A 15094-nucleotide genomic window follows, 5' to 3' on the forward strand; every position below is an offset into this window, starting at 1 on the left:
CAGGATTTATCTCAGGCTGCAGTGAGAAATAGCTTCCAACCAGTACCTTTGGTAGGGTCTTTTCAGCACAATCTCCCACGGTGTTAGCTTTTGATCAATTAGCGAGATGTCGAGGGTTATGGTCACTTCAACCACGCCGCGCCGCCTCGATGGCGGCGATCTCTATCTTGCCCATCTGCATCATGGCCTCGAAGGCGCGCTTGGCAGCCTCGGGGTCGGGATCGGTGATCGCCTCGGTGAGGGCGAGGGGGGTGATCTGCCAGGAGATGCCCCACCTGTCCTGGCACCAGCCGCACTCGCTCGCCCGGCCGCCGTTCTCGATGATGGCGTGCCAGTAGCGATCCGTCTCGGCCTGGGTTGTCGTTGCGACTTGAAACGAGAAGGCCCAGTTGTGGCTGACCCCGGGCCCGCCGTTGAGGCCGAGGCAGGGGATCCCCATCACGCTGAACTCGACCGTCAGCACATCCCCCCGCTTGCCGGCGGGGTAGTCGGCCGGGGCGCGGTGCACGGTGTCGACGGCAGAGTCGGGGAAGAGGCTTGCGTAAAACCGTGCCGCCTCCTCGGCATCCCCGTCATACCAGAGGCAGATCCTGTTCTTTGCGGTTGTCATCATCTCGTGGCTCCTGCCGGTTGCTGTCATCCTGTGCCCCTCCCTTTCTCTTGCCCCATTGGTTGCTACCTGGCGCCCTCTGTTGCCAGCCGGGGAGTTGCATGATGTCGTCAAGTGTAGTGGCATAGGGATCCGGCCCGCCCGGTCTGGCGTGCAAAGCGGCAGGAAGGGAAACGGGATGCGAGCAGATGGTGCCCGTCACTGACAAGAGAGGTGTGCGCGATGGACAGTACCCAGCGATTCTCGACCCGGGTCGAGGCTTATGTGAAGTTCCGCCCCGGTTATCCGGCGGCCATGCTGGACTTCCTGGCTGACGAGCTTGCCATGGTGCCCGAGGCCCAGGTGGCCGACATAGGGGCGGGCACCGGCATTCTGACTACCCTGCTCGCCCCCCGGGTGGCGCGGGTCTGGGCGGTAGAGCCCAACGATGAGATGCGTGGCGCCGCCAGGCGGCTGCTGGCGGATATGGGCAACATAGGCTGGTCCCACGGCAGTGCGGAGGCCACCGGCCTGCCGACGGGCTCGGTGGATCTGATCACGGTTGCCCAGGCGTTTCACTGGTTCGATCGCGCGGCCTTTCGGCTGGAGTGCCAGCGCCTGCTCAGACCCGGTGGCCGGGTCGCCCTGATCTGGAACGATCGGCTGACGAACACCGATTTTCTCAAGGCTTACGAGGAGGGGCTGCACGCCTATTCGAGGGATTACGAGGAGGTCAATCATCGCAACCTCGGCGAGCACGATTTTCGTGCCTTCTTCGAAGGGGAGTATCGGCTCGATCGCTTCGAGAACCGCCAGCTATTCGATCTGGACGGCGTGCTGGGGCGGCTCAACTCCTCCTCCTATGCGCCCGCCGTCGGCACCCCGGCCCATGAGCAGATGACGGCGCTGATCCGCCGTGAATTTGGCCGAAATGCGGTGGGCGGCAGGGTTTCTTTCAACTATTGCACCCTGGTTTACAGTGGTCGGGTGTCGGCCTGACCGAGGCCGGCTTCCCGACATGACAAGGCCCTCGTCATCCACGGCGAGGGCCTTTGTTATTTCCCGGGTACCTCGTTTGGCTGTGCTGCGAAGCAGACCGTCGCGAGGGGGTACCATGACCTTACTCCATGTCGATGCCCAGGATGGCCATGGCTTTAGCCAGGGTATCGACGGATTCCTGATGTTTGCCTGCCTTGTGCAGGGTCTCTCCTTCTGCTCTCAACTGTTTTACCTCGGCCAGTTGCTCGGCGCTGAGGGCGGGGTTCGTGGCCAGGGCATCATCAATCTTCTTCATGTCCATGGGGCAGTGGAAGGCGATGGCGCTCCCGGCGAAGAGCAGGGTTGCCAACAACAGCATGAGTCTCATCTCTATGACCTCCTTGATGGGATCCCGTTAAGAATAGCCCGGGAGGGCCTGGGCCATTGGGTTGAACCGGGCAAGAAACAAAGGCTACCATGACCCTTTCGTCACGAGGAGGCGCCATGACACTCACAAGATTGCTGTCACCCCTGACCAGCCTGGTGATCTTCATTCTGGGCCACGGCATGTTCAACACCCTGCTGACGGTGCGCCTCTTTGCCGAGCAGGTGTCGGTGAAGGCCATCGGCCTGGTGTCGGCCGCCTATTTTGGCGGCCTGGTGCTGGGGGCCTTCGTCAATGCTCGCCTCATCATCCGGGTGGGCCATATCCGGGCCTATGCGGCCTATGCCTCCCTGCTCTGCTTCCTGTTCCTGCTGCACGGCATGGTGGTGGACCCTATCGCTTGGGCGGCGCTGCGGCTGCTGGGAGGCTTTGCCACCGGCGGCCTGTTCGTGGTGCTGGAGTCCTGGATGCTGGTCTCAAGCACCCCGGCGAACCGGGGGCGGCTGATGTCCCTCTACATGATCCTGCTCTATGGATCCCTGGCCATGGGCCAGTTGTTGCTCAAGTGGGTGGATCCCATGGTGTTGACCCCCTTTGCCCTGTGCGCCATGGCCGCCACCCTGTCGGTGGTGCCGCTCGCCCTCTCCCGGGTGCCCACCCCTGCCATGGTGGCACCCCAGCCGGTCGGGGTGCTGGAGCTTGTCCGGCTCACCCCGGCGGGCATGGGCAGCAGCTTCACCTCGGGCCTCATCCTCGGGGCCATCTACGGCCTGCTGCCGCTCTACTTTACCGACAGCGGCGCCTCGCTCTCGCGGGTGGCGGACATGATGGCGCTGGTGATCCTGGGGGGCATGTGCCTGCAATACCCCATAGGCCGGATGTCAGATCGTTATGACAGGCGGCTGGTGATCCTGCTGCTGTGCGGGGCGCTGACTCTGCTCGCCCTGCTGATGGTGCTGCTGCCCGAGGCGTGGCGCGAACCGATCGCGGGTGCCCTGGTGTTCCTGCTGGGGGGCATGGCGTTCTCCATCTACCCCCTGAGTCTCAGCCACGCCTGCGACGAGTTGCGCCCGGATCAGGTGCTGGGGGCCAATCAGGGGCTGCTGCTCGCTTACAGTCTGGGGGCCATGACGGGGCCGCTGCTGGCGCCCTTCGTCATGGTGCAGTTCGGGCCAGAGGGGCTGTTTATCTACTTCGCCCTGTGTGGTGCCCTGCTAGCGGGCTATCTGGGCTGGCGCAGGCGGCTGCGGGCGCCCATTCCCCTGGCCGAGCACCAGGTGTTCATGCCGGTGCCGCCCAATACCCCTATGACGGCCGAGCTGGAGCCGAGAACGGATCTGGAGGGGGAGGCGGTGCCCGCGAGTTATGCCGCGCCCGAGGTTGAGGATGTGGAGGGGATGGAGGAGTCGCAGGTTCGCTGAGGGCAAGCCAGCCCGAAGACGCGCATAAAAAAAGCCGACTCCAGGGAGTCGGCTTTTTGTCGGGCGTGGGGCCCGTCAGGCGGTCACGGTATCGGCCTTGGCGGCAGCGGCTTCCGGCGCCGCATTGCGGATGAGGTAATCGAAGGCCCCCAGGGCGGCGGTGGCGCCAGCGCCCATGGAGATGATGATCTGCTTGAAGGGCACAGTGGTGGCATCCCCTGCGGCGTAAACGCCGGGCAGGGAAGTTGCCCCCTTGGTGTCGATCTCGATCTCGCCGAAGCGGGTCAGGGCGACCTCGCTCCCCTTGAGGAACTCGGTGTTCGGTACCAGACCTATCTGCACGAAGATGCCGGCCACCGCCAGGTGCTTGATCTCGCCCGTGGTGCGATCCTCGTAGTCCATGCCCACCACCTTGCTGCCGTCACCGATCACTTCGGTGGTGCGGGCGCTCATGATGATGTCGATGTTGCCCATGGAGCGGGCCTTCTTCTGCAACACCTCGTCGGCGCGCAGGGTATCGGCAAACTCCACCACGGTGACGTGCTCGACGATGCCAGCCAGGTCGATGGCTGCCTCGATGCCGGAGTTACCACCACCTATCACCGCGACCCGCTTGCCCTTGAAGAAGGGGCCGTCACAGTGGGGGCAGTAGGCCACGCCCTTGGTGCGGTACTCGAGCTCGCCCGGCACGTTCAGGTCGCGCCAGCGGGCACCGGTCGCCAGGATCACGGCGCGGCTCTTCAAGGTGGCGCCAGAGGCGAGATCCACGTTCACATAGCCATCCTTGCTGATGGCGGCGGCACGCTGCTCGGTGATCACTTCCACGCCGTACTGCTTGACGTGCTGCTCCAGGCTGGCGGCCAGCTTGGGGCCTTCGGTGTAGGGCACGGAGATGAAGTTCTCGATGCCGACGGTATCCATCACCTGACCACCGAAGCGCTCGGCGACGATGGCGGTGCGAATGCCTTTACGAGCTGCATAGATGGCCGCTGCGGCGCCAGCCGGGCCACCGCCCACTACCAGCACGTCGTAGGGGGCCTTTTCGCTCAGCTCTTGCGTCTTGCGCTCTGCCGCGCCTGTGTCGAGCTTGGCGACGATCTCTTCCAGGGAGGTGCGACCCTGGCTGAACGGCTGGCCGTTCAGGTAGACGTTCGGGACCGCCATGATCTGGCGCTCGTTCACCTCGTCCTGGAACAGGGCACCGTCGATCATGGTGTGGGTGATGCCGGGGTTCAGGGTGGCCATCAGGTTCAGGGCCTGTACCACGTCCGGGCAGTTGTGGCAGGAGAGGGAGATATAGGTCTCGAAGTGGAACTCGCCCTTGAGGTTCTTGACCTGCTCCAGCACGGCCGGATCGGCCTTGGAGGGGTGGCCGCCGCTTTGCAGCAGGGCGAGCACCAGGGAGGTAAATTCATGACCCATGGGGATGCCGGCAAAATGCACGCGCGGTGCCTGGCCTTGTGGCGCCACGCTCATGGAAGGCTTGCGAGTAGCAGTGCCATCGGTCATGGAAATCTTGGGGGACATCTCGGCTATCTCGTTGGCCAATGCCAGGAGCTCTGCGGATTTGTCGCTGTCATTGCCGGACACGCTGATCTCGATGGGATTGACGATGTACTGCAAGTAACCGTTGAGTTGTTGTTTGAGGTTGGTATCTAACATGGTCGAATTCCTTCTTGTTATGGCGGTCGGCACTATTGATGAATACAGAAAGCACTGGATGCAAAAAACAGTGAATGCAGGAAGCACTGGGCCAGAAAGCAGACCGGCCCTTGAGTGGGCCGGTCTTGGAGAGCAGGAGGCTTAGATTTTGCCTACCAGATCCAGGGACGGGGCCAGGGTGGCATCGCCTTCTTGCCATTTGGCCGGGCATACTTCACCCGGGTGAGCGGCAACGTACTGGGCAGCCTTGACCTTGCGCAGCAGCTCCAGAGCGTCACGACCGATGCCACCAGCGTTGATTTCAACGATCTGGATGACACCTTGCGGGTCGATGACGAAGGTACCACGGTCAGCCAGGCCAGCTTCTTCGATCATCACGCCGAAGTTGCGGGTGATGGTGCCGGTCGGGTCGCCGATCATCGGGTACTGGATCTTCTTGATGGTGTCAGAAGTGTCGTGCCAGGCCTTGTGAGTGAAGTGGGTGTCGGTAGAAACGGCGTAGATCTCGACGCCCAGCTTCTTGAAGGAAGCGTAGTTGTCAGCCAGGTCGCCCAGCTCGGTCGGGCAAACGAAGGTGAAGTCAGCCGGGTAGAAGAACACCACGGACCACTTGCCTTTCAGGTCAGCGTCAGACACCTGAACGAATTTGCCATTGTGGTAGGCGGTAGCGTTGAACGGCTTGATTTCAGTGTTGATATAGGTAGACATGTATTTGCTCCTTGGTGATGTACATATGCCCGTCTGGTCGTGAAGTGCTTGGCCAGGCGAGGCGCTTAACTTTCGATGGAGGCATCATAGGGCTTTTCGCTAATCGGTCAAAGCCACAATTTTGAATCACTTAAATCTATTTATTAGATAGCCCATCGCAACTGTACCTAACATGAATATCTCAGGCCTTCAGAGATAACTCATTGTCGAAGTTCAATTTCTGTCCGCCATGTCACATTTTCAAGTCCCGGATGGGAACTTGTTTTATGCCGGAGGTGATGAGAGGAGTGTTGAAGGTGCGTCGGGCAGAGGGGGAGGGCGTGAGAGACGGGCAAAAAAATCCCGGCGCCGTCGCACAGACAGGGCCGGGTCATCAAACAAGGAATGGCGATATAAAAATGCTTTACAGCAAAGACTAACTACGGGGTGTGCAAACTTGCAGACATATGAAGAGAAGACATCGGGTGCACAATCCTCATCTCCTCTTCGGCAACCATTGCATGGACGGCATCATAGTGTGATTAAGATCACAAAGCAAGTTTGTGGTGTAATTTTTCAATCAAACTGAAAGTGTTTCAGCTATTTAGGCGATTAACTAGGCTGAAAACGCTTTTATTGTAATTTTATTACGGTTTTTTGTGATCAGAAATCGGAGGGCGGCTCCTGCTCCTCCATCAGTTCCAGCAGATTGATGGCGACAGTGATGAAATCCGACTCCGTGACTATGCCCACCAGCTTGCGTCCCCGCACCACCGGCAGGCAGCCATATTTGTGGCGCTGCAGGTAGAGGGCCGCCTCCTTGATGCCGGCATGGGGATCCACGCTCGCCACCTGGCGGGTCATGATCTCGTCGAGCTGGACGCTGTCTGTGAACTCCGCCTCCCGCTCCGGGTTGATGAGCAGCAGCTTGGACTCGCGGGTGGCCAGGATGTCGGAGAGGGTCACCAGCCCCAGCAGATGCAGGTGCTCGTCGACGATGGGGATGTGGCGGATCTGCTCCTGCTGCATCAGCTCCATCGCCTGCTTGACGCTGTTCTGTGGCCCCAGGGTGAAGGGGTGTTCGGTCATGATTTCAGTCAGGGTCATCATGGTGGGCCTCCTCGTGTCTCTGTTCTCACCCTAGCTCAGCTCCTGGCGGTGGAACCTGATCAGGGTCAATACAGATCATTAAAGAATCATTAACCCAGGGTTGTTGGCACTGCGGGGCACAAATTGGCGCCCAAGTGCCCGTGTCGGTGCGCCAAGGGGCCCCCAGGCTCGCAAAAAGAGCGCTATCCCTTGCCGGCCTTGGGTTTTTGGTCTTTTGGGTTGCCTTGGAAGAGGGGGATAACTAGACTAGCCGCCGATTCCCCCGAGGTGAAAGATGCAAGTATCCGATTTTCATTTTGATCTGCCAGACGAGCTGATTGCCCGCTATCCGATGGCAGAGCGCACCGCCAGCCGCCTGTTGCAGCTCGATGGTCAAAGCGGCGCCCTGCGCCACGGTCAATTTGTGGATGTGCTGGACCAGCTCAACCCGGGCGACCTGCTGGTGTTCAACAACACCAGGGTCATTCCGGCGCGCATGTTTGGCCAGAAGGCCAGCGGCGGCAAGCTGGAGGTGCTGGTGGAGCGCATCCTGGACGAGCACAGCGTGCTGGCCCATGTCCGCTCTTCCAAGTCTCCCAAGCCCGGCACCCGCCTCATCCTCGATGGCGGCCCCGATGGGGAGACGGTGGAGGCCGAGATGCGCGCCCGCCACGATGCCCTGTTCGAGATCCACTTCCTGGACCCACGCCCTGTGCTTGAGATCCTGGAAGCCATAGGCCACATGCCGCTGCCCCCCTATATCGACCGTCCCGACGAGGATGCCGACAAGGAGCGCTACCAGACCGTCTACAACCAGAAGCCGGGCGCCGTGGCGGCGCCGACCGCGGGTCTGCACTTCGACGAGCCGCTGCTCGAGAAAATTCGTGCCAAGGGCGTGGAAACGGCCTTCGTCACTCTGCACGTGGGGGCGGGCACCTTCCAGCCGGTACGGGTGGAGAAGATTGAAGATCACCACATGCATTCGGAATATGCCGAAGTGCCGCAGGAGGTGGTGGACGCCATCGCCGCGACCCGTGCCCGCGGTGGTCGCGTGGTTGCGGTGGGCACCACTTCGGTGCGATCGCTCGAGAGCGCGGCCAAGGTGACCCTGGCCCAGGGCAAGCCGCTGGCGCCCTTCTTCAGCGACACCGACATCTTCATCTTCCCGGGCTACGAGTTCCAGGTGGTCGATGCCATGGTCACCAACTTCCACCTGCCTGAATCCACCCTGATCATGCTGGTCAGCGCCTTCGCGGGGTATGACAACGTGATGGCGGCCTACCAGGCAGCCGTGGCCGAGCAGTACCGTTTCTTCAGCTACGGGGACGCCATGTTCGTCACCCGTCGCCAGGTTGAGGCATAAGCCTCCGCCTTCAGAAGCCGTTCAGGGAGGCCTTGTCAGGATCCTGGCCGGTTTCTTGTATCGGGCCCCATGGGGCCCTCCGTTGTCAGACTGTTTCTCTGACTGAATCGAGGTAACAATGAAATTTGAACTGAAAACCACAGATGGTCGCGCCCGTCGCGGTCAGCTGGTATTCGAGCGCGGTGTGGTCCAGACCCCGGCCTTCATGCCGGTCGGTACCTACGGCACCGTCAAGGGGATGACCCCGGAAGAGGTGCGCGAGACCGGCGCCCAGATCCTGCTTGGCAACACCTTCCACCTCTGGCTGCGGCCGGGTCAGGCGGTGATGCGCGCCCACGGGGATCTGCATGATTTCATGAACTGGCAGGGCCCCATCCTGACCGACTCCGGTGGTTTCCAGGTGTTCAGCCTGGGGCACATTCGCAAGATCACCGAGGCCGGTGTGCACTTCCGCCATCCCATCAACGGCGAGAAGATCTTCCTCGACCCCGAGAAATCCATGGAGATCCAGTACGATCTGGGCTCCGACATCGTGATGATCTTCGACGAGTGCACGCCCTATCCGGCGACCTACGAAGAGGCGCGCAAGTCCATGGAGATGTCCCTGCGCTGGGCCAAGCGCTCCCGCGAGAAGTTTGATGCACTGGGTAACAAGAACGCCCTGTTCGGCATCATTCAGGGCTCCGTCTACGAGCCGCTGCGGGATGTCTCCCTCGACGGTCTGCTGGAGATCGGCTTCGACGGCTATGCGGTCGGCGGTCTGGCGGTGGGTGAGCCCAAGGAAGACATGCACCGCATCCTGGATCACGTCTGCCCGAAGATCCCGGCCGACAAGCCGCGCTACCTGATGGGGGTGGGCAAGCCGGAGGATCTGGTGGAAGGGGTGCGCCGCGGCATCGACATGTTCGATTGCGTGATGCCGACCCGCAACGCCCGCAACGGCCATCTGTTCACCACGGACGGGGTGGTCAAGATCCGCAACGCCAAGTATCGCGAGGATACCAGCACCCTGGATGCGGACTGCGACTGCTACACCTGCAAGAACTACACCCGCAGCTATCTGTACCATCTGGACAAGTGCAACGAGATCCTCGGTGCCCGTCTGAATACCATTCATAACCTGCGTTATTACCAGCGTGTGATGCAGGGTTTGCGGGACGCGATCGAGCAGGGTAAATTAGACGACTTTGTAACTGAGTTTTACCGTCGGCAAGGGAAGCCCGTGCCTCCGTTAACTGAAAATGACGTGAAATAACAACGACATATAAGTTAGTTTTCAAATCTACATCAATAAGAGGTTGTTAAATGAGCATTATCTCCAAGGCGTATGCAGAAGGCGCAGCTCCGGGTGCACAGGGTGGTGGCATGGAAATGATCATCATGCTGGCCGTGTTTGGCCTCATCTTCTATTTCATGATCTACCGTCCCCAGGCCAAGCGCGCCAAGACTCATCGCGATCTGATGAGCTCCCTGGCCAAGGGTGACGAAGTGCTCACCTCCGGTGGCCTGGTTGGCAAGATTGCCAAGGTATCCGCCGATAGCGACTACATCGTGCTGGCCCTGAACGATCAGACTCAAGTCACCATCAAGCGTGATTTCGTCTCTGCTGTTCTGCCCAAGGGTTCTATCCAGTCCCTTTAATCTCCCGAGGAGCACAGCGTGTTAAATCGCTATCCGCTGTGGAAATACCTGATGGTGATCGTCGTGATCGCCATCGGTTTTCTATATGCAGCCCCCAATCTTTACGGCGAAGACCCGGCCTTGCAGGTCTCTGCCAGCCGTGGTGCCGAAGTCAAACTAGAGACGCTCGATCAGGTGAAGGAGACGCTCGAAGCGGCTCAGATCCCGGTCAAACATGCTGCGTTCGAACACGGTTTCATCCTGATCCGGTTCACCAATACCGAAGACCAGCTGAAGGCACGTGACGTTGTCGCCAACAAGCTGGGCGACAACTTCATCACTGCCCTCAACCTGGCACCTTCCACCCCTGCCTGGCTCGAAGCCATCGGCGCTGCTCCCCTCAAGCTGGGCCTGGACCTGCGAGGTGGCGTGCACTTCCTGATGGAAGTGGACATGGCCGAGGCGCTGACCAAGCAGCAAGAGCAGATGGTGCAGGATTTCCGCTCCGAGCTGCGCACCCAGAAGATCCGTTACTCCGGCGTGCGCCGGGTGGGTGATCAGGTGCAGGCGGTGTTCCGCGAGGAGGCTGATCAGTCCAAGGCCGCCGCCTTCCTGCGTCGGCAGAATCCAGATCTCACCTTCACCACAGAGCAGAAAGGGGATGACTTCATCCTGCTGGCTGGCCTGAGTGAAGCCAAGATCAAGGAAGTGAAGAAGTACGCCCTCGAGCAGAACATCACCATCATCCGTAACCGGGTGAACGAGCTGGGTGTGGCCGAGCCGCTGGTACAACAGCAGGGTGCCGAGCGCATCGTGGTGGAGCTGCCCGGTATCCAGGACACTGCCCGTGCCAAGGAGATCCTGGGGGCTACTGCGACCCTGGAGTTCCACATGGTCGATGAGGCCGCCGACATCCAGGCCGCGGCCGCAGGTCGGGTGCCGCCGAGCTCCAAGGTCTACAACGATCGCAACGGTCGTCCCGTGGTGCTGCAAAAGCGCGTGATCCTGACCGGTGACCACATCGTGGGTGCCCAGTCCGGTTTCGACGAATACAGCCGTCCCCAGGTCAACATCAAGCTCGATGGCCAGGGTGGCAACAAGATGGCCAACTTTACCAAAGACAACGTTGGTAAGGGCATGGCCACCGTCTTCATCGAGTACAAGCCTGTCGGTCAACCCGGTCCGGACGGCAAGCGCAAGTTCCGCAAGCAGGAGGAGGTGATCAACGTCGCCACCATCCAGTCGCGCCTTGGCAGCCAGTTCCGCATCACAGGTATCGACAACGCCAACGAAGCCCACAACCTGGCGCTGCTGCTGCGTGCCGGTGCCCTGATAGCCCCCATCCAGATCGTCGAAGAGCGCACCATAGGCCCGAGCCTGGGTCAGCAGAACATCGACAGCGGGATGGAAGCCATCGGCTGGGCCATGCTGGTGATCGTGTTGTTCATGGGGATCTACTACCGTGCGTTCGGTTGGGTGGCCAACCTGGCTCTCTCCATGAACCTGGTGCTGATCGTCGGCATCATGTCGATGATACCGGGGGCCACCATGACCCTGCCGGGTATCGCCGGTATCGTGCTGACGTTGGGTATGGCAGTGGATGCGAACGTGCTGATCTACGAGCGTATTCGTGAAGAGATCCGTAACGGCCGCGGTGTGCAGCAAGCCATCCACATGGGCTTTGACCGCGCCTTCTCGACCATCGCCGACTCGAACGTCACCTCGCTCATCACCTGTGTGATCCTGTTTGGCATCGGCACCGGCGCCATCAAGGGCTTCGCCCTGACGCTGGGCATCGGTCTGACCGCCTCCATGTTTACGGCCATCACGGTATCCCGCGCCATCATCAACCTGGCCTGGGGCGGACGGCGCATCGACAAGCTGCCGATCTAAGGAAGAGACATGTTTCAGATTCTACATTTTGAAAAGCCCATCCCCTTCATGCGCTTCGCCAAGTCGGGAATGGTGTTCTCTGCCTTGCTGACGATGCTCGCCCTGTTCTGCCTGTTCGATCGCGGTTTGAACTGGGGTCTGGACTTCACCGGGGGGACCACCATCGAGGTGGGCTTCCAGCAATCGGTGAGCCTGGACAAGATGCACGAGGCGCTGGACGAGCAGAAAATTGAAGGGGCGACCCTGCAATTCTTCGGCTCCAGCCGCGACGTGCTGGTGCGTATGGCTCCGAAAGAGGGGGTCAAGGTCGAGCAGCAGGGCAACGAGGTGCTGGCGGCCGCCAAGCTGATCGATGAAAGCGCCGTGCTCAAGCGGGTCGAGTTCGTCGGTCCTTCGGTCGGTGACGAGCTGGCGACAGACGGTGCCCTGGCCATGCTGGCCTCCATCCTCTGCATCCTGGCCTATGTGGCGGTGCGCTTCGAGTGGCGTCTGGCGATGGGGGGTATCCTCTCTCTGGCGCACGACGTCATCATCACCCTCGGCATCTTCGCCTACTTCCAGTACGAGTTCGACCTGACCGTGCTGGCGGCGCTGATGACGCTGGTGGGTTACTCCCTGAACGATACCATCGTCGTGTTCGACCGGGTGCGGGAGAACTTCCGCAAGGTGCGCCGGGGTGATACCGCCGAGATCATGGATCTCTCCATGACCGAGACCCTGAGCCGGACCATCATCACCTCGGGGTTGACCTTCGTGGTGGTGGTGGCGCTGCTGCTCAAGGGCGGCCCGCTGATCCACGGCTTCGCCATCGCCATGGTGATAGGGGTGGCCTTCGGGACCTACTCCTCCATCTATGTGGCGAGTGCCTCTGCCATGTTCTTCGGGGTCAAGCGGGAGCACATGCTGCCGACCCAGGTGGAAAAAGAGGGGGCGGATCAGCAAGAGATCCTGCCGTAACAGACAAGGGCGCCACAAGGCGCCCTTTCTCTTGGGATGTGGCTGAGTCATTATGCTCCCTACAACCCATCCTCATTACCCATTGCAAAAATGCAAGGAGCAAGCCATGCAACACAATCCCCGTTTTCTGGCCCTGGTAGAGGGCATTCGCCCGCAGGTACGGGAAACCGACGTGCACCAGATCAGGCGCTGGCAGGAAGAAGGCCGTGATTTTCACCTGATCGACGTGCGGGAAGATAACGAGTGGGCGAAAGGGCACCTGCCGGGGGCGGAACACTTGGGCCGCGGAGTGATGGAGCGGGACATCGAGACCCGTTATCCCGATCCCGACACCGAGCTCTACCTCTATTGTGGTGGGGGTTTTCGCTCCATCCTGGTGGCGGATAACCTGCAAAAGATGGGGTATTCCCGGGTGGTCAGCGTCGATGGAGGCTTTCGTGGTTGGAGTGATGCCGGATACCCTGTCGAATCCTGATTTATTTGAGGGATAGGGGTTGCGCCACATGACAAAAGGCCGGTTGACCTTTACCATATGCGGGGTCAAGCGTAAGCGTCGGAGTGTTCATTGAACGTCAGGAAAGGGATTGGATACCTCACCGGTATTCTGTTGTTGCTCCCCATGTGGGGATGCAGCAGTAGCAGTCAGGTTACAGCGCCTCAAGTTCCCAAGCCGCAACCCGCTTCATTGGTATTGGCGACCCCCTTGCAGGTCTCCTACCAGAGCGAGTTGGCGTTGGCGCGACTCGGGCAGATGCTCAGTGAAATGGAATTGACGACCGAACAGCGGGCGGAGCTCTTCTATGAGCGTGCCGTGGTGTTTGACCGGGTTGGCTTGCGTTCCCTCGCTCGGCTCGACTTCAACCGTGCCCTGCGGGAGAAGCCCGACTTTGCCGAGGCTTACAACTTCATCGGTGTTTATCTGGTTCAGCAACAGAACTATGACGAGGCCTATGAGGCGTTCGATTCGGCACTCGAGCTCGCCCCGGATTACGATTACGCCTATCTCAACCGTGGCATCGCGCTCTATTACGGCAACAGGCCAGAGCTGGCTACCGCCGATATGAAGCGTTTCTACGAGGCGCAACCGGAAGATCCCTACCGGGTGATCTGGCTCTATCTGGCCGAGCAGAAGCTCAACGGGCCGGCGGCCATGAGCCGGATGCGCGAACGCCTCAACAAGTACGACGACGACGCCTGGAACTGGGATCTGGTCCGCCTCTATACCGGCGAGATCAACGCCACCCAGCTGATGGGCAACGTGGTGAAAGGGGTGAAAGACAACCGGGAGCTCGCCGAACGTCTGTGCGAAACTTACTTCTACCTCGGCAAGTTCGAGCTGGCCAAGGGCAACCGCAAGGAAGCCATCAGTTACTTCAAGCTGGCGCTGGCCAACAACGTCTATGACTTCATCGAGCATCGCTATGCCCTGCTCGAGCTGGAGCTGATGGCGCGCAAACCCTTGCCGCCGGGTGCTCAGGGCAAAAGCAGCAAAGCGTGAGAAGGGCGTCAGCCCTCAGTAAAAAAGGCCTCTTGATGAGGCCTTTTTGCTGTCCGCTGCAGTCGTCCCTGCGTGATCACTCCACCAGGCTCATGCCGGGGATCTGTCGCCAGTAACCGTTGCAGTCCCATTCCTGCTGCAGGGGGAGGGGAGCCTGGCCCTGCTGGTTGGCTTTGAAACGCGCCAGCATGTCGAGTGTCTCCATCCCTTCGGGAGAGAGGCGCACTACATCCACCAGTCCCGCCATGCCTTTAAGCTCGTTGCCGAGGTTGTAGCAGTAGCCGGACTGGGTCTGGATGCCGTTGAGATTGAACACCTTCTGCCCCTCGCGGCTGCTGGCCAGCCGTCCGGTCGGGTAGTGGATGCAGGCGAGCTCGCAGTTGTCCTTGGGCTTGTCGAGGGAGCGGGCGGTGAAGCAGCGCGCCGAGTAGGCGAGCGGCAGGTGGCCGTAGGCGAACACCTCCACCTCGAACTGCTGGCGGAGCGGGCCAAGATCCTCATTGAGTTGCACCAGCCAGTCTCGGGAGAGCTCTACCGGCATCACCCAGCGCTGCATCCCCTGTTTGAGCAGCATGCGCAGCACGTCTGCGTTGTAGGCATTGATGGCCGGGCCACACACGAAGGGCAGCCCCGCCTCACAGGCGAGCTGGACGGTGCCGAGATCGTTGGCCTCGACCATGAGATCGCCGTTGTCCACCAGCCGCTTCACTTCCTTGAGCTCCGACGGCGCCGAGATCAGCGCCAGAGTGGAGAGTACGGTCTGTTTACCCGTGCTCGCCACCCGGCGGGCCAGGGCAATCCAGTCATCTACTTTCAGTTCCCGGCGTTTGCTGCACACCGTCTCACCCAGATAGATGATGTCTGCCTGGCTCTGCGCCGCCGCCTCATAAAAGGCCCGGGTGTCGGCCTTGGGCCAGTAGAAGAGCAGGGGCCCGAGAGAGAATTGCATGAT

At 60.6% G+C, this 15094-nt stretch carries 15 protein-coding genes; 9 read left to right on the top strand and 6 right to left on the bottom strand.

Annotation, left to right across the window (positions count from 1 at the left end):
• Positions 1 to 127 precede the first annotated feature (127 nt).
• The gene (locus ACB039_RS07540; protein ID WP_371165418.1) at positions 128 to 613 is read right to left on the bottom strand and encodes a VOC family protein; all 486 of its coding nucleotides are present in this window, start codon (positions 611 to 613) and stop codon (positions 128 to 130) included.
• Positions 614 to 832: 219 nt separating this feature from the next.
• On the opposite strand from ACB039_RS07540, the gene ACB039_RS07545 reads away from it, so the two are divergent.
• Positions 833 to 1588 (top strand): class I SAM-dependent methyltransferase, encoded by a 756-nt coding sequence (locus tag ACB039_RS07545; protein ID WP_371165419.1) that lies wholly within the window; start codon positions 833 to 835, stop codon positions 1586 to 1588.
• Between the two features lie 121 nt (positions 1589 to 1709).
• On the opposite strand, the gene ACB039_RS07550 is transcribed toward ACB039_RS07545, so the two are convergent.
• The gene (locus ACB039_RS07550; RefSeq protein WP_005324333.1) at positions 1710 to 1955 is read right to left on the bottom strand and encodes a hypothetical protein; all 246 of its coding nucleotides are present in this window, start codon (positions 1953 to 1955) and stop codon (positions 1710 to 1712) included.
• Between the two features lie 116 nt (positions 1956 to 2071).
• On the opposite strand from ACB039_RS07550, the gene ACB039_RS07555 reads away from it, so the two are divergent.
• Positions 2072 to 3373, top strand: a complete 1302-nt coding sequence (locus ACB039_RS07555) for an MFS transporter (RefSeq protein WP_371165420.1) — start codon at positions 2072 to 2074, stop codon at positions 3371 to 3373.
• 75 nt (positions 3374 to 3448) lie between these two features.
• Here ACB039_RS07555 and ahpF read toward each other — a convergent pair whose 3' ends face one another.
• The 3 genes from ahpF to ACB039_RS07570 all read right to left on the bottom strand — a co-directional run bounded on the left by ahpF (position 3449) and on the right by ACB039_RS07570 (position 6832).
• The gene (gene ahpF, locus ACB039_RS07560; protein WP_371165421.1) at positions 3449 to 5035 is read right to left on the bottom strand and encodes an alkyl hydroperoxide reductase subunit F; all 1587 of its coding nucleotides are present in this window, start codon (positions 5033 to 5035) and stop codon (positions 3449 to 3451) included.
• Positions 5036 to 5176: 141 nt separating this feature from the next.
• Positions 5177 to 5743: an alkyl hydroperoxide reductase subunit C gene (gene ahpC / locus ACB039_RS07565; RefSeq protein WP_218409939.1), complete on the bottom strand. Its 567-nt coding sequence runs from the start codon at positions 5741 to 5743 to the stop codon at positions 5177 to 5179.
• Positions 5744 to 6385: 642 nt separating this feature from the next.
• Positions 6386 to 6832: a CBS domain-containing protein gene (locus tag ACB039_RS07570; protein WP_005324325.1), complete on the bottom strand. Its 447-nt coding sequence runs from the start codon at positions 6830 to 6832 to the stop codon at positions 6386 to 6388.
• A 274-nt stretch (positions 6833 to 7106) separates the two neighbouring features.
• Between ACB039_RS07570 and queA the strand changes: the two genes are divergently transcribed.
• The 7 genes from queA (at position 7107) to nlpI (ending at position 14142) form a co-directional block, all read left to right on the top strand.
• On the top strand, positions 7107 to 8174 hold the full coding sequence (gene queA / locus ACB039_RS07575; protein WP_283941054.1) for a tRNA preQ1(34) S-adenosylmethionine ribosyltransferase-isomerase QueA: 1068 nt from the start codon (positions 7107 to 7109) through the stop codon (positions 8172 to 8174).
• 118 nt (positions 8175 to 8292) lie between these two features.
• Positions 8293 to 9429, top strand: a complete 1137-nt coding sequence (gene tgt, locus ACB039_RS07580) for a tRNA guanosine(34) transglycosylase Tgt (RefSeq protein WP_005324320.1) — start codon at positions 8293 to 8295, stop codon at positions 9427 to 9429.
• 50 nt (positions 9430 to 9479) lie between these two features.
• The gene (gene yajC / locus ACB039_RS07585; RefSeq protein ID WP_041205953.1) at positions 9480 to 9815 is read left to right on the top strand and encodes a preprotein translocase subunit YajC; all 336 of its coding nucleotides are present in this window, start codon (positions 9480 to 9482) and stop codon (positions 9813 to 9815) included.
• 18 nt (positions 9816 to 9833) lie between these two features.
• The gene (gene secD / locus ACB039_RS07590; RefSeq protein WP_371165422.1) at positions 9834 to 11687 is read left to right on the top strand and encodes a protein translocase subunit SecD; all 1854 of its coding nucleotides are present in this window, start codon (positions 9834 to 9836) and stop codon (positions 11685 to 11687) included.
• A 9-nt stretch (positions 11688 to 11696) separates the two neighbouring features.
• Complete coding sequence (secF, locus tag ACB039_RS07595) at positions 11697 to 12644, top strand: protein translocase subunit SecF (protein WP_182310057.1); 948 nt, start codon at positions 11697 to 11699, stop codon at positions 12642 to 12644.
• A gap of 106 nt (positions 12645 to 12750) precedes the next feature.
• A complete protein-coding gene (locus ACB039_RS07600) occupies positions 12751 to 13119 on the top strand; it encodes a rhodanese-like domain-containing protein (protein ID WP_371165423.1) in 369 nt (122 codons plus the stop codon).
• Between the two features lie 90 nt (positions 13120 to 13209).
• Complete coding sequence (nlpI, locus tag ACB039_RS07605; RefSeq protein ID WP_284069885.1) at positions 13210 to 14142, top strand: lipoprotein NlpI; 933 nt, start codon at positions 13210 to 13212, stop codon at positions 14140 to 14142.
• Positions 14143 to 14218: 76 nt separating this feature from the next.
• On the opposite strand, the gene ACB039_RS07610 is transcribed toward nlpI, so the two are convergent.
• Positions 14219 to 15091: a U32 family peptidase gene (locus tag ACB039_RS07610; protein ID WP_371165424.1), complete on the bottom strand. Its 873-nt coding sequence runs from the start codon at positions 15089 to 15091 to the stop codon at positions 14219 to 14221.
• Positions 15092 to 15094 lie beyond the last annotated feature (3 nt).

Origin of the sequence: Aeromonas sp. S2(2024) (assembly GCF_041402505.1) — a bacterium.
GTDB lineage: Bacteria > Pseudomonadota > Gammaproteobacteria > Enterobacterales > Aeromonadaceae > Aeromonas > Aeromonas media.